Raw genomic sequence first — 21667 nt, forward strand, 5'->3', positions numbered from 1 at the left:
AGTTAGGCAAACCTAACCTAAGAATCTCCGCGCGGTCCAGGGACTATCGCGCGCAGCCGGGGTCCGGTGCGTCGACGGAGAGCGGGACGCCCTTCGGGGAGACGTAGACGACGTCCAGGATCAGCGGCTCGCCGCCCCGGTTCTCACCCAGGTGGGCACGCGGCTCCTCCGGGGCCTCCATGAGGTCCTCCCCGGCCCGGTACCGGTGCACCGTGACGCAGTCGGACATCCGGTGGGTGAGGGTGCCGGCGCGCACGTTCGCGAAGACCAGGCCGGGGTGCCGGTGCCAGCCGGTGGCGCCGCCGGGCCGGATGGTGATCTCGCGCAGCACGTAGTCGGTGTCCTTCACGGTCCACTGCCCGATCACCTTGACGGTCACCCCGTGCCCGGGTGTGGCGTACGCCGGGCTCGCGGTCATCACCGCCCCGACCACGACGACACCGCCCAGGCCGACCCTGATCAAACCGCGCATCTCCACCACCCCTGTCACGACAGCCACCTGGAGGGAGAACGAGCAAGTTGATCATCGGTGGCGGGGGCCGATTCTTTCCTGTGCCTTAAGCCTCGGGGAGCATCGATGATTTTGTGAACGATCCGGGCGACTCCCCCGTACTCGGTGGCGGCAGCATCACCGAGGGGTTCGGGAGGACTACTGTGGCACGGACCGGAATCGATACGTCGATGCTGCACAAGGGCTCACACAGCGCGTCGTTCTTCGACGTCTCCCGGGCCGCCGGCGAGGGCGTGGAGATCGTCGACTTCTGCATCCCGTGCAATCCCTACTTCCCCACACCGGAGATGTTCGACGAGCTCACCCGGGACCTGAAGAGCATCCTCAAGTACTACCCGAGCGACTCGGCCACCATCACCAAGAAGCTGGCCAGCGTGCTCGGCCTGCACCCGCAGACGGTGGCCATGGCGAACGGCTCGACCGAGCTGATCACCTGGATCGACCACCTGATGATCAAGGAGAGCGTGGCTATCCCGATCCCCACCTTCGGCCGGTGGACCGACCAGCCGATGGAGACCGGCAAGCGGGTGGACATGTTCCCGCTCCAGGAGCGCGACGGCTTCCGCCTCGACCTGGAGGAGTACGTCGAGTTCATCCGGGAGCGCAAGTCGCGGGTCGCGGTGATCTGCAACGTGAACAACCCGGACGGCCACTACATCCCGCGGCGCGACGTGATCCGCTTCATGGACGCGCTCAGCGACCTGGACCTGGTCGTGGTCGACGAGTCGTTCATCGACTTCTCCGACGCCGAGCGCTTCCCCTCGGTCGGCCCGGACGCGGTGATCCGCCCCAACGCGGTGGTGCTCAAGAGCCTCGGCAAGAACTTCGGCCTGCACGGCATCCGCTTCGGCTACATGCTGGCCAACCCGGCGATCTCCGGGAAGATCGCGAAGATGCTGCCGAAGTGGAACCTCAACTCCCTCGCGGAGAAGGTCGTCCACATGATCCAGGAACACGAGATGGAGTACGAGGAGAGTCTGCGCCTGCTCAGCCGGGACCGCCGCTCGATGGGCCGCGAGCTCCAGCGCATCCAGGGCATGACGGTGTTCCCCTCGCAGGGCAACTTCTTCCTGGTCAAGCTGCCGAACGAGTGGTCCGGCGTGGCACTGCGCGACTACCTGGTCGCCAACCACGGCATCATGACCCGCGAGTGCGGCAACAAGCTCGGCATGACCAGCCAGTTCATGCGCCTCGTAGTGCGCCCGGCCGCCGACGTGGACCGCCTGGTCGACGGCATGATGGAGTACGCGCAGCGCTTCCACAGCCGGTCCGCCTACGACAGCGACCCGCTGGAGAGCGCCGGCCGCCGCTGGGCCGAGCCGGCGTACGAGGAGCAGCCGGACAACCTGATCCCGTACCCGAGCCACCGCGGCGGCGGCGGCGAGTACACGGCACGCCGGGCCGCCGTCGGCTGAGTCCCGGAACGGACGTCACGGTCGCCGTGATCACTGTCGTGGTGAGCACGGCGGCGCGGACGCCCCGAAAGCTCAACTGCGTCGGCCCACCGCCGAATGACAGGCGTGCGCCACGAATCCCCCGTTGAGGACGAAAAGGCCAGGTTGACCGCGCTGCACTCGTACGGCGTACTGGACCGGCCCCGCCCCGCCGTGCTGGACGATCTCACCCGGCTGGCCGCATCGATGTTCGACACTCCGATGGCCGCCGTCACACTGGTCGACCGGGACCGGCAGTGGTTCGCCGGCAGCGTCGGCCTGGACGACGAGCAGACCTCGCTGGACCGGTCGTTCTGCAAGCACGTGATCCCGGCCCGCGCCCCGCTGGTCGTGCCGAACGCCACCCTCGACCCCCGCTTCGCGTCCGTTCCGACCGTGACCGGGGCGCCGAACATCCGCTTCTACGCGGGCGCGCCGATCATCGACGCGGACGGGCACACGCTCGGCGTCATGTGCGTCATCGACGACAGGCCGCGCGTGATCCACGACCGCCAGGTGGAGAACCTGGTCACCCTCGCCGGGCAGGCGGCGGTCCACCTGACCTCGATCCGGGACCGGATGCGGATGGCGGATCTGGGCGACGAACTGTCCCGGGCCGTGCGGCGCGAGGACGACCTGGTCTCGGCGATCAGCCACGAGCTGCGTACGCCGGTCACCGCCATCCAGGGCTATCTGGAGATCCTCGGCGACCAGGAGGAGCTGGCCGCCTACCGCAGGCTGATCGAACCGATCCACCGCAACGGCGAGCGCCTGGTGCGCATGGTCGACCACCTGCTGGCCGGCACCCGGCCGGGGGAGGCGCCGCTGCCGCCGCCGGTCGGCCGGGTCGAGCTGGACACCGTGGTGCAGGGCGCGTTCCAGTCCTGCCGGCCTCTGATCGCGCTGCGCCCCGAGCCACCGCGGTTGCACACCGGCGCGGCCGTACCGGTCCGGGCGGACCTGCCGCGGCTGGCCGACGCGATCACGCAGGTGCTGCGCAACGCGCTGCTGTTCACCCCGGCGGACCGGCCGATCACGGTCCGGACCGGCGCCACGCCGCAGCCGTACGTCGAGATCGCCGACGCCGGAGTCGGCATCCCGGAGCATGAGCTGCCGTACGTCTTCGACCGCTTCTATCGCGGCCGCCACGCCCGCGATCAGGCCGTACCCGGGGTGGGTCTGGGTCTGACGATCGCCCGCGACATCGTCGAGTCGCATCGCGGCACGCTGACCGTCACCGGCACGCCGTCCGGCACGGTCGCCCGGATCATGCTGCCCGCCGCCGGCTGAGGACACCACGGCAACAAGATATATACATTTCAATATCTAGGTGTGAACGCCTGACGCCCGTACGCTCACCGAAGAAGTCGAGCGATGGGCATCGATCCCTCGGTTGCTCGCCGCCGGCGCGCGCGAGAGAGGAAGATCATGGCGATTCGACGCAGTGGCGGCCGCATCCTGGCAGCCGGCCTGTTCGCACTGGCGACGGCGGTCGTGGCAACGGGAACCCCGGCCGCGGCCGCACCGGCGACCGGCACCATCCGGCTGGCCGGAACCGCCGACGCGATCCCCGGCAGCTACATCGTGGTGCTCAAGTCCGGCGCGGTGGAGTCCGGCCTGACGAAGTCGTACGGCGGCACCGTGCGGCGCAGCTTCGGCAAGGCGCTCAACGGCTACGAGGCCGGCCTCACCGAGGCCCAGGCCAAGCGGCTGGCGGCGAACTCGAAGGTGGCCTACGTCGAGCAGAACCAGGTGGTCTCGCTGGCCGCCACCCAGAACAACGCGCCCTGGGGCCTGGACCGCATCGACCAGCGGGCCCGGCCACTGAGCACCACGTACACCTACCCGGTCACCGCCTCCAACGTGACCGCCTACATCATCGACACCGGCATCCTCTACACCCACAGCCAGTTCGGCGGGCGGGCCACGGCCGGCTACGACGCCGTCGGCAGCGGCGCGGTCGACTGCAACGGCCACGGCACCCACGTCGCCGGCACGGTCGGCGGCAGCACGTACGGCGTGGCCAAGGCGGTCAGGCTGGTCGGCGTACGGGTGCTCAACTGCTCCGGCTCCGGAACCACGGCCGGGGTCATCGCCGGCGTCAACTGGGTGACCAGCAACGCGGTCAAGCCGGCGGTCGCCAACATGAGCCTCGGCGGCGGCGCCAGCACCTCCATCGACACGGCGGTGCGCAACTCCATCGCGGCCGGCATCACCTACGCCGTCGCGGCCGGCAACTCGAACGCGAACGCCTGCAACTACTCGCCGGCCCGCGTACCCACCGCCATCACGGTCGGCGCCACCACCAGCACCGACGCCCGGGCCAGCTACTCGAACTACGGCAGCTGCCTGGACATCTTCGCGCCCGGCTCGTCGATCATCTCGTCCTGGTACACCAGCACCACGGCCACCAACACGATCAGCGGCACCTCGATGGCGTCGCCGCACGTGGCCGGCGCGGCGGCTCTCGTGCTGTCCCGCAACCCGAGCTACACCCCGGCCCAGGTCTCGTCGGCGCTGACCACCAACGCCACCCCGAGCGTGGTCACCAGCCCCGGCACCAGCTCCCCGAACCGCCTGCTCTTCGTCGTCCAGTAAGGCCGTCGAACGGCGGGGGACGCCCGTCCCCCGCCGTTCGCGATCCCCCGGCCATCTCCCCTGGCGGTGCCCGGCTTCCGGCGCCGTCAAGGGTTGACCGGCACAGCCCCCGGGTACGCGACCCGGATGCCCACCATCATGGTCTTCGCACCGGTCCCCCAGCTCACCGTCACCGTCGAGCAGCCCTCCGGCCGGCATCCGGAACTGCACGTGCACCCCGGCGGGCAGGGTGTCTGGCAGGCCCGGATGTGTGCCGGACTGGGCGCCGACGTCACCCTCTGCGCGGCGGTCGGCGGGGAGATCGGCGAGGTCGTCTCGGCGCTCATGCGCCACGAGAACATCGAGGTACGGACGGTGCGCCGCGACGGGGGCAGCGGCTGGTACGTGCACGACCGGCGGGACGGCTCCCGGGACACCGTGGCCGACTACGCCGGCGCCCCGCTCGGCCGGCACGACCTCGACGAGCTGTACAGCACCGCCCTGGCCGCCGGGCTGCTCGCCGACGTCAGTCTGCTCAGCGGTCCGGCCGCCCCCGAGGTGGTGCCACCGGAGGTGTACCGGCGGCTCGCCGCCGACCTGGGCACGCACGGCGGCACGGTGATCGCCGACCTGTCCGGCGACCACCTGACCGCGGTGCTGGACGGCGGTGTCGACTTCCTGAAGGTGAGCCACGAGGAGCTTATCGACGGCGGGCGGGCCGCCGGCGACAGCGACGAGGCGCTCGTGGAGGCCGCCCGGGAACTGCGGAGACAGGGCGCGGGGTCGGTGCTGATCAGCCGCGCCGACCGGCCCGGGATCGCCCTGCTCGACGACGAGCCGCTGCTCGTCGACCTGCCGCCACTCCAGGTGGTGGACCATCGCGGGGCCGGCGACTCGATGACCGCCGGGGTGGCCACCGTGATGGCCCGCGGCGGGACCCTGCGCGAGGCGGTGCGCACCGGGGCGGCGGCCGGGGCGCTCAACGTCACCCGGCACGGCCTCGGCACCGGCCGTCGCGAGGCGATCGCCGAACTGGCCCGGCGGGTCGACCTCACCCCGGCGCCCACCTGACGTTCACGGACTGTTCGAGCGGCGACCGTCGTGCCGCCGGGTGGCCGCTCCTAGGGTCGTCCGGTGAAACGCGTGACGACCCCGCTGGTGTGGGCCCTTCCGGCGGTGGTCACGGCGGTGCTCGGCGGCTGGCGGCTGACCGTGGCGGCGCTCTGGGCGGACGAGCTGGCCACCTGGGGAGCGGTCCGGCTGAGCTGGGAGCGGCTGTGGCGGCTCGCCGAGGCGGTGGACGTGGTGCTCACGCCGTACTATGCGGGTTTGAAGGCCTTTGCCGCGATTGCCGGAACCAGTACGACGGCCCTGCGCATCCCCTCGCTGCTCGCCATGATCCTGACCACCCTGGTGGTGGTGGCGCTCGGCCGCCGGGCCGGCGGGGACGCGGCCGGGCTCGGCGCCGGGCTGCTCTTCGCGGTCCTGCCGGCGACCTCCCGGTACGCGCAGGAGGCCCGCCCCTACGCGCTCGCCATGCTCGGCGCGGCGCTCGCCCTGCTGGCGCTGATCCGCCTGCTGGAGCGGCCGACGGCCGGGCGGGCCGCGCTCTACGCGGCGGCCGTCGCGGCGACCGGCCTGTGCCATCCGCTCAGCGGCCTGCTCATGATCGCCGGGCACGCCCTGGCCGGATGGCGTCTGCCACGGCTGTGGCTGCCGGCCGCGGCCGCCGGTGGCCTGCCCGCGCTGGCACTCTGCCTGACCGCGGCCGGACAGTCCGCGCAGATCTCGTGGATCGCCCTGGTCGGCACGCAGACCGTACGGAACCTGCCACCGCAACTCTTCGTGTCCGCCGTGGTCGGCGGGCTGATCCTGGGTCTCGCGATCCTGGGCCCCTGGTCTCAGCGCGCCCTGGCCGGCGCCGGTCTCGTCCCGATCGCGATCCTCCTCGCCGCCGGACTGTTCACCCCGGTGTGGGTGGCCCGGTACGTGCTGATCACCGTCCCCGCCCTGGTGGTGCTCGCCGCGTGGAACCTCTCCCGAGCGCGTCTGGCCGCCGTCGTGGCGCTGGCCGCGTTCCTCGGCTACCCGGCCCAGCTCGACATCCGCGAACCGGCCGGCCACGGTCAGGACTCGGCCCGCATCGCCGCGGTGATCCGCCCCCTCTACCGCCCCGGCGACGTGGCCGTCTTCCCCGATTCTCACTACAGCATCGGCTGGGCGCCCCGCGACCTCTACCAGCGCTATCTGCCCGCCCCACGCCCCCCGGACGTGCTCGCCACCACCGGCCAGCGGCTGACCGGACGACTCCAGGCCCGGGAGTGCCCGGACGCCGCCTGCCTCGGCGCCCCCGACCGGATCTGGGTGATCCGGGTGGACAGCCCGGCCGATCCGTTACAGGACATGACGGCCGCCAAACGCGACCGGATCAGCGACGCCTACCGGATCACCCGGCGATGGAGTTACCCGCTGCTCGGCATCACCCTGATGGAACGCCGGTGACACGCCCATGGCGGAGTGAGTCAGCACGTCTCGATGAGCAGGTCCGCTCGGTCGCGGACCTGCTCGGCCGTGTGGAAGGCGGCCTCCTGCGCCGCCCACCGGTCCCAGTGCGGGGCATAGGTGGCGCCGTCCCGGGCGAGCGCGCGCCGCTTGCGCTCCGCGGTGGGGCACTCCAGCCAGACCAGACCGATGAGGTACGGGGTGAGCACCCGCGCCCCCGTGCCGACCCCTTCGACGATCAGCCACCCGCCCGGCGGCACCCGGTGTTCCTCCGCGTAGGCGCCGGCGGCCCAGTCCCAGCGCCGCCACGCGGCCGGCTCTCCGGCGGCGAGCGGTTCGAGGATCCACTCGCGCAGGGCCGTGACGCCGGGGCGGAGCCCGTCCCACCCGGTGTAGAGATCATCCATGTGGATGGTCGGCGCCCCCGTTCGGTCGGCGAGGGCCGCCGCGAGGGTGGTCTTGCCTGATCCGGAACGGCCTTCCAGCGCGAGGACCCTTCGGTCCCCGATCGGCGGGCGCCGGGCCTCCGCCCACGCGACTATGCGTTCAGCCGCACCCGTTTCCGCCACCACCATGGGCGATCATCCTATTTCGCTCGGAGCCCGTCCCGCCGGGGAGCGACGGGGCTCACATCGCCGTCGACAAGGGTTTCCCGAATCCACAGGCTCACCACAGGATTCTCGGGAAAGCTCTGGCCACCGCCCCTGCGGGGTGCCGGACATCACCTCGACCACCCTCGTCACCAACGCGTAATTGATTCGCCTTTTACGCGTAGGATGCTGCATTCCGAGGTCCCGTCTCCGCCCCCGGATCCCCTTTCCCCTTGTCCGCACCCGTAACGCAAATCGCGCCCCCCACCGCGTCATGCGCCGTCGCCCAGGAGCAAACGGCTTGGAGCACAACAGCAGTTCCGATGTCAGCATCGTCATCCCGACACACAGTGAGAAACGGTGGGCGTCGCTCACCCGTACGATCACCTCCGCCCAGACGCAGACGCACCCGGCGGCCGAGATCGTGGTGGTCGTCGACCACAACCCGGAGATGGCGAACCGGGTGAAGCTCACGTTCTCCGGGGTGACCGTGCTGGAGAACGCGTACGCGCGGGGCGCGTCCGGCAACCGCAACACCGGGGCCTTCCACACCCGTACGCCGTTCATCGCGTTCCTCGACGACGACACCGTGGCCAGCCCCGAGTGGCTGGCGTACCAGTTGACGCCGTTCGCCGACCAGTCGGTGGTCGGCACCGGCGGCGGCATCATCCCGGCCTGGGCCGGACCGCGCCCGGCGTGGATGCCGGACGAGCTGCTCTGGGCGGTCGGGGTCTCCTACACCGGGATGCCGACGACGACCGCGCCGATCCGCAACGTCTGGTCCGCGAACATGATCGTGCGACGGGACGCGTTCCTGGCGGTCGGCGGCTTCCGTACCGGGTTCGGCAAGCTGGGCGACCAGAACCGGCCCGAGGACACCGAGCTGTGCCTGCGGATGAGCGCGGCGGCCGGCGGCCGGTGGATGTACGTGCCGCACGCCACCATCGACCACGAGGTGCCGGCCGACCGGTCGACGTTCGGGTTCCTGATCCGGCGCTGCTACGCCGAGGGCCGCGGCAAGGTGCAGATGGCCGGCCTGATGCCGAAGGACCAGGAGCTCGGCGCGGAGAAGGACTACCTGCGGCGTACGCTGCCGCGCGCCGTGGGCCGCAACCTGACGCGGGCGATGACCGGCCGCGGGGCCGCGCACGCGCTCCAGGCGATGGCCGTGGTCGCCGCCGTCCTCGCGGCCGCCTGGGGTGGCGGGGTGGAGACCCTGGCCGGGATCTTCGAGAGCGCCCCGGCCACCACCGACAACGTCTAGGTCCGGATCCGTTCCAGACGGACCTGCACCCATTTCGACGTGGGCGTCCCGCTCTCCTCGGCCTGCGAGTCGAGCGGGACCAGGGGGTTGGTCTCCGGGTAGTAGGCGGCCACACAGCCCTTGGGGGTGTCGTAGGCGACCAGCCGGAACCGCTCGGCCCGCCGCTCGACGCCGTCGGCCCACTCGGAGACCAGGTCCACCACGTCACCGTCGGCGAACCCGAGCTCGGTGAGGTCGGCGTCGCTGATGAACACCACCCGGCGGCCCCGGCGGATCCCCCGGTACCGGTCGTCCAGCCCGTAGATCGTGGTGTTGAACTGGTCGTGGCTGCGCAGCGTCTGGAGCACGAGCCGGCCCTCCGGCACGGTCATCACCTCGACCGGGCTGACCGTGAAGACCGCCTTCCCCTCGGCTGTCGGGAAGGTCCGTGAGTCCCGCGGCGGGTGCGGCATGGTGAACCCGCCGTCGCGGATCTTCGCGGCGTAGTCGTCGCAGCCCGGCACCACCCGCCCGATCCGCTCCCGGATCTGTTCGTAGTCGGCGGCGAACGCGGCCCACGGGATGTCGTGCCGGTCGCCGAGGGCGGCGGCCGCGATGCCGCAGACGATGTCCACCTCGGAGCGCAACAGCGGCCCCACCGGCGCGGACCGGCCCCGGGACGCGTGCACCGCCGACATCGAGTCCTCCACGGTGACCCGCTGCACCCGGCCGCCGGTCAGGTCCTGCTCGGTACGCCCGAGCGTCGGCAGGATCAGCGCGGTCCGCCCGGCCTCGACGTGGCTGCGGTTGAGTTTCGTGGAGATCTGCACGGTCAGCGCCGCGTCGCGCATCGCGGCCGCGGTCACCTCGGTGTCCGACATGGCGCCGACGAAGTTGCCGCCCAGGGCGATGAACACCTTCGCCCGGCCGTCCCGGAAGGCGCGCACCGTGTCGACGGCGTCGTGGCCGTGTGCGCGCGGCGGCTCGAAGCCGAACTCGTCGCGCAGCCGGTCCAGGAACACCGCGGGTGGCTTCTCCCAGATGCCCATGCTCCGGTCGCCCTGCACGTTGGAGTGGCCGCGCACCGGGCAGAGCCCGGCCCCCGGCTTGCCGATCATGCCCTGGAGCAGCGCGACGTTGACGAACTCCTTGATCGTGGCGACGGCGTTGCGGTGCTGGGTGATGCCCATCGCCCAGCAGTGCACGATCCGTTTCGCGGAGGCCAGCATGTCGGCGGCGGCCTCGATCTCGTCCCAGCTCAGCCCGGTCGCGGCGAGCACGGTGTCCCGGTCGATGCCGGCGACGTGCTCGGCCCAGGCGTCGAACCCGACCGTGGACGACGCGATGAACTCCCGGTCGGCGACGCCCTTCAGAACCAGCAGGTGGCCGATGGCCTGCCAGAGCGCCAGGTCGCCGTTGGAGCGGATCCGCAGCAGCCGGTCGGCCAGCGGGGTGCCGGCGCCGACCAGGCCACGCACGTTCTGCGGATTGTCGAAGCGGATCAGCCCGGCCTCCGGCAGCGGGTTGATCGCCAGGATCTTCGCGCCGTCCCGTTTGGCGATCTCCAGCGCGGTGAGCATGCGCGGGTGGTTGGTGCCCGGGTTCTGCCCGGAGACCACGATCAGGTCGGCCTGGTGCAGGTCCTCCAGGGTGACCGAGCCCTTGCCCATGCCGATGGTGCGCATCAGCGCGGTGCCGGTCGACTCGTGGCACATGTTGGAGCAGTCCGGCAGGTTGTTGGTGCCGAGCGCCCGGGCCAGCAGCTGGTAGACGAACGCCGCCTCGTTGCTGGCCCGCCCGGAGGTGTAGAAGGCCGCCTCGTCCGGGCTGTCCAGGTCTTTCAGGAACGAGCCGATCAGGGTGAACGCGTCGTCCCAGGAGATCGGCTCGTAGTGGGTGCCGCCGTCGCGGCGCACCATCGGGTGGGTGAGCCGGCCCTGCTTCTCCAGCCAGTGATCGGTCCGCCCGGCCAGGTCGGCGAGTCCGTGCGCGGCGAAGAACTCCGGCCCGACGGTGTCCCGCTGGCCCTCCCAGGAGACCGCCTTCGCCCCGTTCTCACAGAACTCGGCGGTGTGCCGGCGGCCCTGCGGGTCCGGCCAGGCGCAGCTCATGCAGTCGACGCCGTCGTGCTGATTCAGGGTGCGCAGGTTGCGCACCGCCTTGCGCACACCCATCTTGCGTACGGCGTCGGCGAGGCTCAGCCGGACCGCCTGGAGACCGGCCGCGTGATCGGCCGGTGGCCCCACCCGAAGACGGGCCTCTTCCTCGTCGAAGGCTGTCATCGGACCCTCCCGTCGCGGCACACCTTGCGGGTGCAGTCTCCCTCGACCACCGTGCGCCTCGCCGTGCGGGATCGGCAACCTCAGCATGCTCAGTCGAGAGCATGCCGGCGCATCCCGTCCAGCACGTCGGCGGACGGCCACGTCTCGACCCGGTAGCGGGCCGGGGCGAGCAGCGGCTCCGGGCACAGGCCGGCCTCCTGTTCGGCGATCCGCCACGGCACCCGGAAGTCGATGCCGTCGCCGGCCCGGGCGAACGCCACCGAGTCGGCGCGGGGCAGCAGCGTGCAGACGCCGTCGGTCCAGGTGGCGATGGTCTCGACCGGGCCGTCGCCGGACGGCTCGACCGCGATCAGGCTGCCCACGTGCACGTCGACGCCGGCCTTCTCGTACTGGTCGGCGAGCCATTCGGTCTGGTTCGAGTACTCGGTCAGCGCCAGCACCGCGTCGGCGCGGCGGGCCGGCCGGTGGTGCGGGTGCCCGGGCGGCGGAGCGTACGGCACCGACCGCCCGTCCGGCCCGGCCACGTAGCCGACCGGGGACAGGTAGCGGACCGCCTCGCCGAAGGAGTGCTCGACGGCGGCGTAGATCTGCTCCGCGCCGGTGTCCGGCAGCGGGGTGACCAGCAGGGTGTTGCTGTCCGGCACGAACGCCAGGGCCGGGCCGCCCATCCGCTCCCCCACCTCGGACAGCCAGCCCGGCGACAGCAGCAGCGAGGTGAAATAGCCGTCGCCGTCGTCGAGGATGCTGATCGCCGTGTCGTCGCGCCACGGCCGGTCCAGGGCGCCGCGGGCGAGGACGGCCAGGTTCTCCCGGGCCACCGCGAACACCTCGTCGACCGGTACGCCCCACGTCTCCAGGCGGTCCGGCGACACGTACGCCATCGCCTCCGGGGTGTCGATCACGACGAGCTCGCGCAGGTGCGGCATGGCCGGGCGGGACAGCGGCGGGCGCATCCCGGTCGGCCCGGCCGCGCCGAACGTCACCGGGCGCAGCACCGGGCGCAGCTTCGCGCGTACCGCGTCCCAATCCTCCTCCGGAAGCGGCGCGATCAGCCGGATGAGGCGCTCGAGCTGCTGGCGGCGTTCCGCCGGGGAGGCGTCCGCGGTCTCCCGGAAGACGTTGGAGAGGTAGAGGTGGGCCGGACCGGCCGCACCGGTCCGGTGGATCGCGATGGCGAAGTCGTCCGGCTGGTAGACCGCACGCTCCACGCCGGGGGTACGCCGGGCCACCCGGAGAGCGAGCTGGGCGAAACGGCGCCGCGGCGAACCGGCGAACCTGTCCAGCAGTCCCATTGGTGGACCGTAGCGTGTTTCGCCAGATCGGTCCGCTCCTGGCCGGGCCTCGCCGGGCGAGCCGAAGTAAACTAAGTTGACTTCCGCCCCCGCTCCCCCTGACCGAAGGGAAACCACCCCTATGACGACCGCGCCGAAGCCCCTGACCGCGGCGAACACCGTCGGTGAATGGCTCGACCACCCGGTGGGCGGCCCGGCTCTGGGCGAGCTGCTCGCGGCGGGCGGCGCCGACGCCTCCTCGCTCGCGCCGGTCCGCGGAATCCCGCTCCAGCAGCTGGTCTCCCTCAGCCAGGGCAAGATGCCGCAGTCGGTGATCGACGACCTGGTGCTCCAGGTCAACGGCGGCGTCGCCCCGGTCGGGTCCGGCGAGAGCGCCGGCTGGCAGGAGAGGATCACCGCCGGCCGGTTCGACGGCCGGACGGTCATCGTGACCGGCGCCGCCTCCGGCATCGGGCGGGCCACCGCGTCCCGCATCGTCCGCGAGGGCGGCCGGGTCATCGGCGTCGACATCACCGCCGAGAAGCTCAAGGAGACCGAGGCCGAGCTGGGCGAGTCGTTCGTCGCGGTCGCCGGCGACATCACCCGGTCGGGCGACATCGAGCGGATCGTGGCCGCCGCCGGCGACCGCATCGACGGCCTGGCCAACATCGCCGGTGTGGTCGACGACTTCAGCCCGGCCCACGAGACGGCCGACGCCGTCTGGGAGAAGGTCTTCGCGGTGAACGTGGACGGTGTCTTCCGCCTCACCCGGGCGGTCCTGCCGGCCATGCTCTCCGCCGGGCGCGGCGCGATCGTCAACGTCGCCTCCGAGGCGGCGCTGCGCGGCAACGCCGCGGGCGTCGCCTACACGGCGTCCAAGCACGCGGTCGTCGGCATCACCAAGAACACCGCGTTCATGTACGGGCAGCAGGGCATCCGGACCAACGCGGTGGCGCCCGGCGGGGTGGCCACCGGCATGGCACCGGTGAACACCTCCGAGTTCGGCCGCGGGCGGACCGGCCCGTTCCTCCAGCTCATCCCGGGCGTGGCGATGGCCGAGCACCTGGCCGCGTCGATCACCTTCCTGCTCAGCGACGACGGGGTGAACCTCAACGGCGTGGTCCTGCCGTCCGACGGCGGCTGGTCCGTGCAGTGACCGGTCACCCGCGCGGGGTCAGGGCCTGCTGCAACAGCGCGCCGTAGTGCGCCACCAGGAACGGCCGGTCGGCGGTCACCAGATGCTCGTCCTCCACCACCCAGAGGGCGTAGAGCAGACCGCCGACCACCGCGGCGGCCATCCGGGCCCGGATGTCGGCGTCCGGGCCGGTGAGGCGGGCCCGGACGGGCTCGACGAAGGTGCGCTCGTGGATGTCCTGGAGGCGGGCCCGGATCCGCTGCTCGTTGCTGCCGTGCACCAGTGCCAGGTAGACGCCGCGGATGTCGTCGTCGGCGAGCAGCACCTCGATGAAGCGCTCGCCGAACCGCTCCAGCGGGACGTCGAGCAGCGGCTCGTCGTCGATCGTCAGGTGCATGGTGTCCAGGAACAGCAGCTCCTTGGTCCCGAAGTGCCGGATCACCAGCGCCGGGTTGGTGGCGGCCTGCGCCGCGATGTCGCGCACCGACGTGCGGGCGAAGCCACGCTCCCGGAAGAGACGGGTCGCCGCGTTACGGATCTCCTCGCGGGTCGCCTCCCCGGTACGCCTGGCCATGCCCCCGATCGTATGCCGCCACCAGCATCGACGATCCCGGCAGGCCGGGGCCGGGTCAGCCGCCGGCCATCGCGCCGACCACCATGAACGGCTCCTCACCCTTGACCACCCGGTCCGGCAACGGATCGTCCGGCGAGTCGTTGGACAGGTCCTCCTCGCAGGCGAAGAAACGCACCAGCGCCCTTCGCTTACCGGTGGCCCGGTCCCGCATGGTGCCGCGCAGCATCGGATAGCGCTCCTCGACCGCGTCGAGGACGTGCCGCTGGGTCACCTCCCCGGGCACCTCGACCCGCACCTCCCCGGTCACGTGCGCGAGATCGCGCAGGTGCGGCGGGAGGACGACACGGATCACGGCAGCACCTGCACTTCCACGGAGAGCACCGGCGGCAGGTCGCGCACGACGGCGCGCCACGTGTCGCCGCTGTCGGCGGAGGCGTACACCTGGCCGCCGCTGGTGCCGAAGTAGATGCCGCAGGAGTCGAGCGTGTCGACCGCCATGGCGTCGCGGAGCACGTTGACGTAGCAGTTCTCCTGGGGCAGGCCGGCGGTGAGGGCCTCCCACCGCTCGCCCCCGGTCCGGCTGCGGTAGACGCGCAGCCGGCCGTCCATCACGAAGTGCTGCTGGTCGCTGGTGATCGGCACCACGTAGATCGTCTCCGGCTCGTGGGCGTGCACCGCGATCGGGAAGCCGAAGTCGGTCGGCAGGTCCCCGCTCACCTCACGCCAGTTGGCGCCGGCGTCGTCGCTGCGCATCACGTCCCAGTGCTTCTGCATGAACAGCGTGTCCGGGCGGGACGGGTGCATGGCGAGCCGGTGCACGCAGTGGCCCACCTCGGCGTCCGGGTCGGGCAGCTCCATGTTGCTCTGCAACCCCCGGTTGACCGGCTGCCAGGTCTCGCCGCCGTCGTCGCTGCGGAACACGCCGGCCGCCGAGATCGCCACGTAGATGCGGTCCGGGTTCACCGGGTCCAGCAGGATCGTGTGCAGGCACATGCCGCCGGCGCCGGGCTGCCACTTGGGCGCCGACGGGTGGGTACGCAGGCCGGTGAGCTCCACCCATTTCTGGCCGCCGTCGGTGCTCTTGTAGAGGGCGGCGTCCTCGACCCCGGCGTACACCGTGTCCGGGTCGGTGCGGGACGGCTCCAGGTGCCAGACCCGTTTGAACTCCCACGGGCGCGGCGTCCCGTCGTACCAGAGATGGTCTCCGACGTCGCCGGTGTAGGTGAAGTCGTTGTCCACCGTCTCCCAGTTGGCGCCGCCGTCGTCGGAGCGCTGGATGATCTGGCCGAACCAGCCGCCGGACTGCGACACGTAGAGCCGGTCGGTGTCCACCGGCGAGCCGTTGGCGTGGTAGATCTCCCATCCGGCGAAGTGCGGGCCGTCCACCTTCCAGTCCTCGCGCTTGCCGTCCGAGGTCAGGATGAACAGTCCCTTGCGCGTCCCGACCAGCAATCGAACACCGCTCACGTTCCACTCCCCTCCTGTCGACCCATAGACGCATGATGGTGCGCGTCACATCACCCTGGGGATTCTAGGACGAATGTTCGACCGATCGGGGTCATCCCTGTAGCGCGCGTGCCATTTCGGCCTGTTCGGCCAGGACGTCGTTCATCCGGGCCTGTACGGCGTCCATCTTCCCGATCGTCTCGCTGGTGGTGTGGATGCCGTGGGCGACGGTCTCCGCGCTGGCCTGGATCCCGGCGATCTGGTCGGCGACCCGCTGGGTGGCCTCGGCCGTCTCCCGGGCCAGTTCCTTGACCTCACCGGCGACCACCGCGAAGCCCTTGCCGGACTCACCGGCCCGGGCCGCCTCGATGGTGGCGTTGAGGGCCAGCAGGTTGGTCTGCTCCGCGATCGAAGAAATGATCTTGATGACGTCACCGATCGCGCTGGACGCCTGGCCGAGCGCCGCCACCTCCGTGGTCATGGCCGAGGCCCGGGTCACCGCCTGCTCGGCCACCGAGGTGGCGTCCTGGCTGGCGTTGCGCAGCCGGTCGACGGTGTCCAGCAGCTCGCGGGCCTTGACGGCGGCCCGCTCGGTGCCGCGGACCACGTCCAGCCGCTGCGACACCAACTGCTGCACGTTGCGCAGCGCGGCCGCCCGGGACTCGGACAGGTCGATGTACTCGGTGGTGAAGAAGTCCATGGTGCCGACGATCCGGTCACCGCTCAGGATGGGGAAACAGACACCGGAGCGGACGCCGGCCCGCTGCGCCGCGGGCGCCCGGACGCAGTCGGTCAGCTCCGCCAGGTCCCGTACGAACACCAGGTCCCTGGCCCGCCAGGCGCGACCGGACAGCCCGACGCCCTCCGCGAACGTGGCGGCCAGGGTGACCCGGCGGAACTCGTCACCGGCCGACCCGGACTCGATCTCGAACTTGAGTACGTCGGTCTCCTCGTCGATCTCCCAGTACGACCCGTACGCCCACCCGAACGCGGTCCGCACGCTGTCCAGTGCGGCCCGGATCGTCGACTGGCTGTCGGTGGCCGAACCGACCCCGGCGACCACGGTGGTGACGGCGGTCCGGTCGTCGGTCACCTGACGCAGCTCGGCCGCGGCGACGGCGCCGGCCCGGGCCCGTTCGGCGACCCCGATCAGGGAGGCGAGCTCCTGCCGGCCGCTGTCGTCCACCGGAATCGGCGAGTAGCACTCGAAGACGGCCGGCACCTCCGCGCCCGTGACGACCGGCAGGACGACCGTGACCACCATGTCGGCCTTCGCGGCGGCCTGGGAGCGCGGGTCGGCCGAGCCGGTGGTGGCGGGCTCCCCGAAGACCGGGGTACGGCCACGCGCGGCCCGGGTGACCGGCCCGTTGTCGCCCGGCCCGGGCGGGGGCGCGGTCCGCATCCGGTCCCGGATCGTCCCGGTCTCGTGCACGAGCCGCATCCGGCCCTGCCCCTCCGGCACCCACACCGCCCCGTAGCCGAAGCCGTAGGACTCGACCATGCTGTCCAGCGTCAGCCGCCAGGCGCCGGTCTCGTCCGTCGCGTTGTCGAGGGCCGGCACGAGCCGCTCCAGCGCCTCGACGATCCGCGGGGCCGGCCGCGCCACTTCGAGGTCGTTCACGGTTCGGGCACCGAACAACCGCACGCACTGTCTCCTTCAACCTGGGGGAACGGTCATCCGACCCATCGGCCCGTTCCGGTTTCTGATTAGCCGGAGTTCTCAGTCCCAGGGCACCCAGGCGGCGTGGCCCAGCGGAACCTGCCGGGCCTCCAGTTCGCGCAGCAGGATGCCCTCGCGCAGGCCCCACGGGCAGATCCGCAGCGACTCGACGCCGAGCCGGCGCATCACCTCGTGCGCCACGATGGCCCCGGCCAGGATCTGCCGGGCCCGGTGCGGCGACACACCGGGCAGCCGGGCCCGTTTCGGGCTGGGCATCGCGGCCAGCCGCTTGATCCAGGGCCGCAGCGCCCGGGCCGTCAGCTCGCGCGGCACGAACGGGCCGAGCCGCAGCGGCGGCGCCCCGGTCAGCCGGGCCAGCTGCTGGAAGGTCTTCGAGGCGGCCACCGAGGTCCGCGGCGACTCCCAGGAGGTGCGGGCGGCGACCTCGGCGAACCGGTCCCGCACATGCCGCCGCAGCCGTTCGACGGCACGTGGCGAGGGCGGATCGCCGTCGCGGAGGAACTCGCGGGTCAGCCGGCCGGCGCCGAGCGGCAGGGACATCGCCGACTCGGGCAGCCGGTCCCGGCCGAACGCCATCTCGAGGCAGCCGCCGCCGATGTCGACCATCAGCATCGGGCCGGCCTGCCAGCCCAGCCAGCGCCGGGCGGCCAGGAAGGTGAGCCGGGCGTCCTCGACGCCGGAGAGCGTGCCGAGGCGTACGCCGGTCGCCTTCTCGACCACGGCCAGCACCTCGTCGCGGTTGGGCGCGTCCCGGACCACCGCCGTGGTGTAGGCGAACATCCGGTTCACCCCGGCACGGCGGGCCTCGCCGGCCGCCTCGCCCACCGCGGCGATCATGCGCCGCATCGCCTCGTCGCCGATCGTGCCGTCGGCCGGCAGCCGGTGCGCCAGCCGCGGCCGCCGCTCCCACGTGTGTACCGGCAGCGGCAGCCCCGACTCCGCGTCGGCCACCACCAGGTTGACCGTATTCGACCCGACATCGAGCACACCCAGCCGCATGTGCCGCCGCATTCCCAGAAACTCCACGGTCATGGCCGGATTGTCGCGCGGCCGGCGAGGGCCCGTGGAGGACCGCCGGGTATGGATCACCGGCCGGGCCGCCGGTGATCCATACCCGTGGGTCCGGTCAGCCGATCGGCACGTCCAGATAGGACCCGCCGCCGATGGTGATCGAGTCGCCGGCGGCGTTCTCGTCGTAGTAGAGCGGGTCGACGGTGTCCACCACGAGGGTCAGCGAGTGCCCGGCCGGCACGTCGTAGGCGGCGGCCGGCAGCTTCAGGTCGACGCCGCGGGCGCCGGCCGCGCCGGTCAGCCAGGTGGCCGGGGCGTGGGTGATCAGCTTGGCGTTGCCGATCGCGTCCAGGTCGTACAGGTAGGCGACCACGGTGCCCCGGGACTCGGTGCCGGACAGTTCCAGGTGCAGCTTCGGCACCCCGCGGATCCGCTGCACCGTAGACGGCCGCTCGGCCGCCCAGACGCCGGCCTCGCCACGGTCCACGAACGGCAGCCAGATCTCCGGCTGCTCGCCGGTGATCGCGGCCGCGCCGTTGGTGAGCAGCACGACGCCGCCGGAGGCGACCGTGTCCTCGTCGGTGGGGATCTGCTTGGTCCAGCCGCTGCTGACCGCGCCGCCGAGCAGGCCGGTGCCGTCGAGCGGGCGGATCCGGCCGAGGCCGTGGCGGACCGTCGCGGTGGTCTGCGCCGACCAGCTCGGGTACGTCTCGGCCGAGGCGTTCAGCGGCTTCAGGTAGATCGGGTTCGCCCGGGTCGCCCCGCTCGCCAGGTGCTCGTCGAGCCAGGAGTAGAGGCTGGTCCAGACGTCGTTGGGCAGGCCCAGCACCCCGGACAACTCGGCGATCGCGTGGTCGCCGGGCCGCAGTTCGAGCCGCTTCGGGGTGGTCAGCTTGCCGTAGAAGTCGACCATCTGGTTCGGCGGGAAGAAGGTGTCGCCCCAGCCGTTGGCGATCAGCACGGCCGGCCGGTTCGCGTTGATCGCGTCGAGGTAGGTGGCCGCCGAGCGCACCTTCGCCCAGGCCATCACGGAGGCGACGTCCTGGTTGGTGTTGAACCTGTGCAACATCGCGGTCAGTTCGGCGCTCGGCTTTCCGACGAGGTCCGCGGCCAGTTCCAGCAGACCGGCCGACTGCCGGTGCCGGGTCGAGTCGGCGTACAGCGAGGAGGGCAGATCGGTCCAGCCGGAGAGCACCCCGACCGCGCGGATCCGGCTGTCGAAGGCGGCGCCGAGCAGGCTGATCCCGGCCCCGTACGAGATGCCGGCCGCCCCGATCCGGGCCGGGTCGGCGGCGGTGTTCGCAATCGTCCAGTCGACCACCCTGGACAGATCGGCCATGTCCTTCGGCCCGGCGGTGTCGATCTCGCCGCCGGACAGCCACCACCCGCGCGGTGTGTAGGACACGACGACGTAGCCGCGCCCGGCGAGCACCCGGGCCTGCGCCAGGTACTCCAGGTCGTTGAGTCCCCAACTGGACGGCAGGATCACGGCCGGGTGCCGCCCGGCCGCCGAGGGCGCGATGACGTTGGCCTTGAGGACGACGCCGCCGTCACCGGTGATGTCGACGGCGCTGAAACCGGTCGTGGCCACGGCGGCGTGGGCCGGCGACGTGATGGCCGAAGTGGACGCCACCAGGGCGAGCGCGGTGAACAACGTGATCAGACGACGAAGCGCCATCAACACTCCTCGATGGTCGGAGCGAACGTGGCGGCAGCGTAGAAACCGGTTCCGAGAATTTGAAGATGGTGACTTTCTCGTTACCGGCTAGTAACGTAACTCGTCGGTAGCAAGGGGGGCGCGAGTGATCTACGGAACCCCGACAGCACGGCGCCGTGACGCCCAGCGCAACCGCGCGGCCATCCTCGAGGCGGCGAGCGAGGTGCTGGCCCGCGAGGAGCCGGGCGCCCTGATGCCCGAGATCGCCCGCCGGGCCGGAATCGGACAGGCCACTCTCTACCGGCACTTCCCGGACCGCACCGCGCTGACCGCCGCGGTCCTCGGCTACCAGATGGAGCTGCTGGAGACCCGGATCGCCGCCCATTCCAGCGACCCGGCCGGGCTCCGCCTCCTGCTGCGCGACGTGCTGCACTCGCTGATCGGGATGCGCGCCCTGGTCCGGCTGGCCCGCCGCTTCGACCTCGCGACCCAGCAGCGCTACATGCGGCGGCTGGTCACCGCCTTCGCCACGCCACTGCGCCGGGCCCGCGACCACGGGCACGTCCGCGCCGACCTCACCCCGGACGACCTGGTGCTGCTCTTCACCATGGTGCAGAGCGTCTCCGAGGCCACCGCCGACGTGGCGTCCGCCCACACCGCTGCGGACCGCGCCGTCGACCTGGTGCTCGACGGCGTCTTCCTACCGGACTGATCCGAGGAGGACCCGCTCTAGAAGACGACCGTCCAGCCCTCGCGCCGGCCCTGATCGCCGGTCCAGGCCACGCCGTCCACCTTGAGCCCGCGGGCGTCCAGCAGGGTGAGCGTGCCGCCCCCGTTGCCGAGCTGGGCCGGCGCCACCCCGACCTGGAGCACCGCGCCGGCCGCCAGCCGGCCGGTCAGCGGATGCCGGGCCCCGGCCCGGTCGGACAGCGACCAGCCGGCCAGGTCGATCTCCCGCGGCGTGGTGTTCAGCAGCGTCACGTTCTCCGGCTCGGGCGCCGGGCCGGGCGGGTTGACCAGCGCCGCGACGATCCGGACGAGGTGGTCGGGCTCCTCCGGCGACGGGGCGGGCGCCGGGCCCGGCGACGGGATCCCCGGCACTCGGTGGCCAGTGATGTCGTCGGTGTGCCAGACCTGCGACTGGAAGGCCAGGAAGATCGCCACCCAGTCGTCGGCCGCCGGGAAGTGCAGCAGCAGCGCGCCGTCCTGGAAGACGCCGTCGTCACCGGCGAACCGGCCGTTGTTGCCCTGGTTCATGTGCACGTCGTGGATGCCGTTGCCGGGCCGGAAACCGAACACCTTGTCGGCCTTCGGCTCCGGGCCCCAGGCCTCACCGAAGACGTACGCCCGGGCGTCCAGATCACCCAGCGCCCGCCGCACATGATGATCGAGGAAATCGCCGAGATCATTATCCGGCCCGGGCGCCGCGGCCGGAACCGGGCGCATCATGGTCCGGTCGAAAAGGTTTCCACGAATGTAGTCGACCGCCGCCGTGCCGGGCCGGCTCTCGATCTCGGTGAAGCCGTCCGGAAATGCGCGAACCCGGTCCAGGATCGGGTGCCGGAAGTCGTCGACGCCCAGGTAGAGCAGGTCGGGTGGGCTCTGCTGGGAACGCACGTTGACAGCCGCCCGGAAATCCGTCCCGGCCGCCCGAAGATGAATCTGATAATGCGGCGTGCCGGTGGTCTCCACGCGGCGGTCGACGACGGCGGCGCGCAATACCCCGTATCTCTTCAGCGGCATGAACCGGATTT

Annotated in this window: 19 protein-coding genes; 8 read left to right on the top strand and 11 right to left on the bottom strand. The window is 71.8% G+C overall.

The features are described 5' to 3' along the window. Nucleotides 1–43: 43 nt before the first annotated feature. The gene (locus KZ829_RS09010; RefSeq protein ID WP_220143397.1) at nt 44–490 is read right to left on the bottom strand and encodes a cupin domain-containing protein; all 447 of its coding nucleotides are present in this window, start codon (nt 488–490) and stop codon (nt 44–46) included. Between the two features lie 164 nt (nt 491–654). Between KZ829_RS09010 and KZ829_RS09015 the strand changes: the two genes are divergently transcribed. From KZ829_RS09015 to KZ829_RS09035, 5 genes are all read left to right on the top strand, one after another. Further along, on the top strand, nt 655–1926 hold the full coding sequence (locus KZ829_RS09015) for a pyridoxal phosphate-dependent aminotransferase (RefSeq protein WP_220143398.1): 1272 nt from the start codon (nt 655–657) through the stop codon (nt 1924–1926). Nucleotides 1927–2070: 144 nt separating this feature from the next. Next, nucleotides 2071–3234, top strand: a complete 1164-nt coding sequence (locus tag KZ829_RS09020; protein ID WP_246635320.1) for a GAF domain-containing sensor histidine kinase — start codon at nt 2071–2073, stop codon at nt 3232–3234. Between the two features lie 138 nt (nt 3235–3372). Beyond that, nucleotides 3373–4542, top strand: a complete 1170-nt coding sequence (locus KZ829_RS09025; RefSeq protein ID WP_220143400.1) for a S8 family peptidase — start codon at nt 3373–3375, stop codon at nt 4540–4542. 126 nt (nt 4543–4668) lie between these two features. Then, on the top strand, nt 4669–5592 hold the full coding sequence (locus KZ829_RS09030; RefSeq protein WP_246635321.1) for a 1-phosphofructokinase family hexose kinase: 924 nt from the start codon (nt 4669–4671) through the stop codon (nt 5590–5592). 63 nt (nt 5593–5655) lie between these two features. Continuing rightward, entirely contained in the window at nt 5656–7023 is a 1368-nt protein-coding gene (locus tag KZ829_RS09035; protein WP_220143401.1) for a glycosyltransferase family 39 protein, read from the top strand. 20 nt (nt 7024–7043) lie between these two features. On the opposite strand, the gene KZ829_RS09040 is transcribed toward KZ829_RS09035, so the two are convergent. Continuing rightward, nucleotides 7044–7430 carry a nucleoside/nucleotide kinase family protein gene (locus tag KZ829_RS09040; protein ID WP_246635322.1) on the bottom strand — a complete coding sequence of 129 codons (387 nt, stop codon included), beginning with the start codon at nt 7428–7430 and terminating at the stop codon, nt 7044–7046. A 484-nt stretch (nt 7431–7914) separates the two neighbouring features. Between KZ829_RS09040 and KZ829_RS09045 the strand changes: the two genes are divergently transcribed. After that, nucleotides 7915–8877, top strand: a complete 963-nt coding sequence (locus KZ829_RS09045) for a glycosyltransferase family 2 protein (RefSeq protein ID WP_220143403.1) — start codon at nt 7915–7917, stop codon at nt 8875–8877. Here KZ829_RS09045 and KZ829_RS09050 read toward each other — a convergent pair. Together KZ829_RS09050 and KZ829_RS09055 are read right to left on the bottom strand one after the other, a co-directional pair. Beyond that, nucleotides 8874–11138 carry an FdhF/YdeP family oxidoreductase gene (locus KZ829_RS09050; RefSeq protein WP_220143404.1) on the bottom strand — a complete coding sequence of 755 codons (2265 nt, stop codon included), beginning with the start codon at nt 11136–11138 and terminating at the stop codon, nt 8874–8876. The genes KZ829_RS09045 and KZ829_RS09050 overlap by 4 nt on opposite strands. 89 nt (nt 11139–11227) lie before the next feature. Continuing rightward, nucleotides 11228–12430 (bottom strand): DUF1444 domain-containing protein, encoded by a 1203-nt coding sequence (locus tag KZ829_RS09055; protein WP_220143405.1) that lies wholly within the window; start codon nt 12428–12430, stop codon nt 11228–11230. A gap of 121 nt (nt 12431–12551) precedes the next feature. Here KZ829_RS09055 and KZ829_RS09060 point away from each other — a divergent pair, with 121 nt between their 5' ends. Beyond that, the gene (locus tag KZ829_RS09060) at nt 12552–13565 is read left to right on the top strand and encodes an SDR family NAD(P)-dependent oxidoreductase (RefSeq protein WP_220143406.1); all 1014 of its coding nucleotides are present in this window, start codon (nt 12552–12554) and stop codon (nt 13563–13565) included. A 4-nt stretch (nt 13566–13569) separates the two neighbouring features. Here KZ829_RS09060 and KZ829_RS09065 read toward each other — a convergent pair whose 3' ends face one another. From KZ829_RS09065 to KZ829_RS09090, 6 genes are all read right to left on the bottom strand, one after another. Then, a complete protein-coding gene (locus tag KZ829_RS09065; protein ID WP_220143407.1) occupies nt 13570–14118 on the bottom strand; it encodes a TetR/AcrR family transcriptional regulator in 549 nt (182 codons plus the stop codon). Between the two features lie 55 nt (nt 14119–14173). Further along, on the bottom strand, nt 14174–14470 hold the full coding sequence (locus KZ829_RS09070) for a MoaD/ThiS family protein (protein WP_220143408.1): 297 nt from the start codon (nt 14468–14470) through the stop codon (nt 14174–14176). Further along, on the bottom strand, nt 14467–15585 hold the full coding sequence (locus tag KZ829_RS09075) for a WD40/YVTN/BNR-like repeat-containing protein (protein ID WP_220143409.1): 1119 nt from the start codon (nt 15583–15585) through the stop codon (nt 14467–14469). The genes KZ829_RS09070 and KZ829_RS09075 overlap by 4 nt, the downstream gene beginning before the upstream one ends. A 91-nt stretch (nt 15586–15676) precedes the next feature. Then, nucleotides 15677–17209, bottom strand: a complete 1533-nt coding sequence (locus KZ829_RS43905; protein WP_308285397.1) for a methyl-accepting chemotaxis protein — start codon at nt 17207–17209, stop codon at nt 15677–15679. Between the two features lie 75 nt (nt 17210–17284). Next, nucleotides 17285–18277 (bottom strand): Ppx/GppA family phosphatase, encoded by a 993-nt coding sequence (locus KZ829_RS09085; RefSeq protein ID WP_246635323.1) that lies wholly within the window; start codon nt 18275–18277, stop codon nt 17285–17287. Nucleotides 18278–18371: 94 nt separating this feature from the next. Then, nucleotides 18372–19934 carry a CocE/NonD family hydrolase gene (locus KZ829_RS09090; protein ID WP_220143410.1) on the bottom strand — a complete coding sequence of 521 codons (1563 nt, stop codon included), beginning with the start codon at nt 19932–19934 and terminating at the stop codon, nt 18372–18374. A 124-nt stretch (nt 19935–20058) separates the two neighbouring features. Here KZ829_RS09090 and KZ829_RS09095 point away from each other — a divergent pair, with 124 nt between their 5' ends. Then, nucleotides 20059–20625 carry a TetR family transcriptional regulator gene (locus KZ829_RS09095; protein WP_220143411.1) on the top strand — a complete coding sequence of 189 codons (567 nt, stop codon included), beginning with the start codon at nt 20059–20061 and terminating at the stop codon, nt 20623–20625. Nucleotides 20626–20642: 17 nt separating this feature from the next. Here the strand turns inward: KZ829_RS09095 and KZ829_RS09100 are convergent, their stop codons facing one another. Continuing rightward, entirely contained in the window at nt 20643–21656 is a 1014-nt protein-coding gene (locus KZ829_RS09100) for a DUF2278 family protein (protein WP_220143412.1), read from the bottom strand. Nucleotides 21657–21667 lie beyond the last annotated feature (11 nt).

Origin of the sequence: Actinoplanes hulinensis (assembly GCF_019429605.1) — a bacterium.
Classification (GTDB): domain Bacteria; phylum Actinomycetota; class Actinomycetes; order Mycobacteriales; family Micromonosporaceae; genus Actinoplanes; species Actinoplanes campanulatus.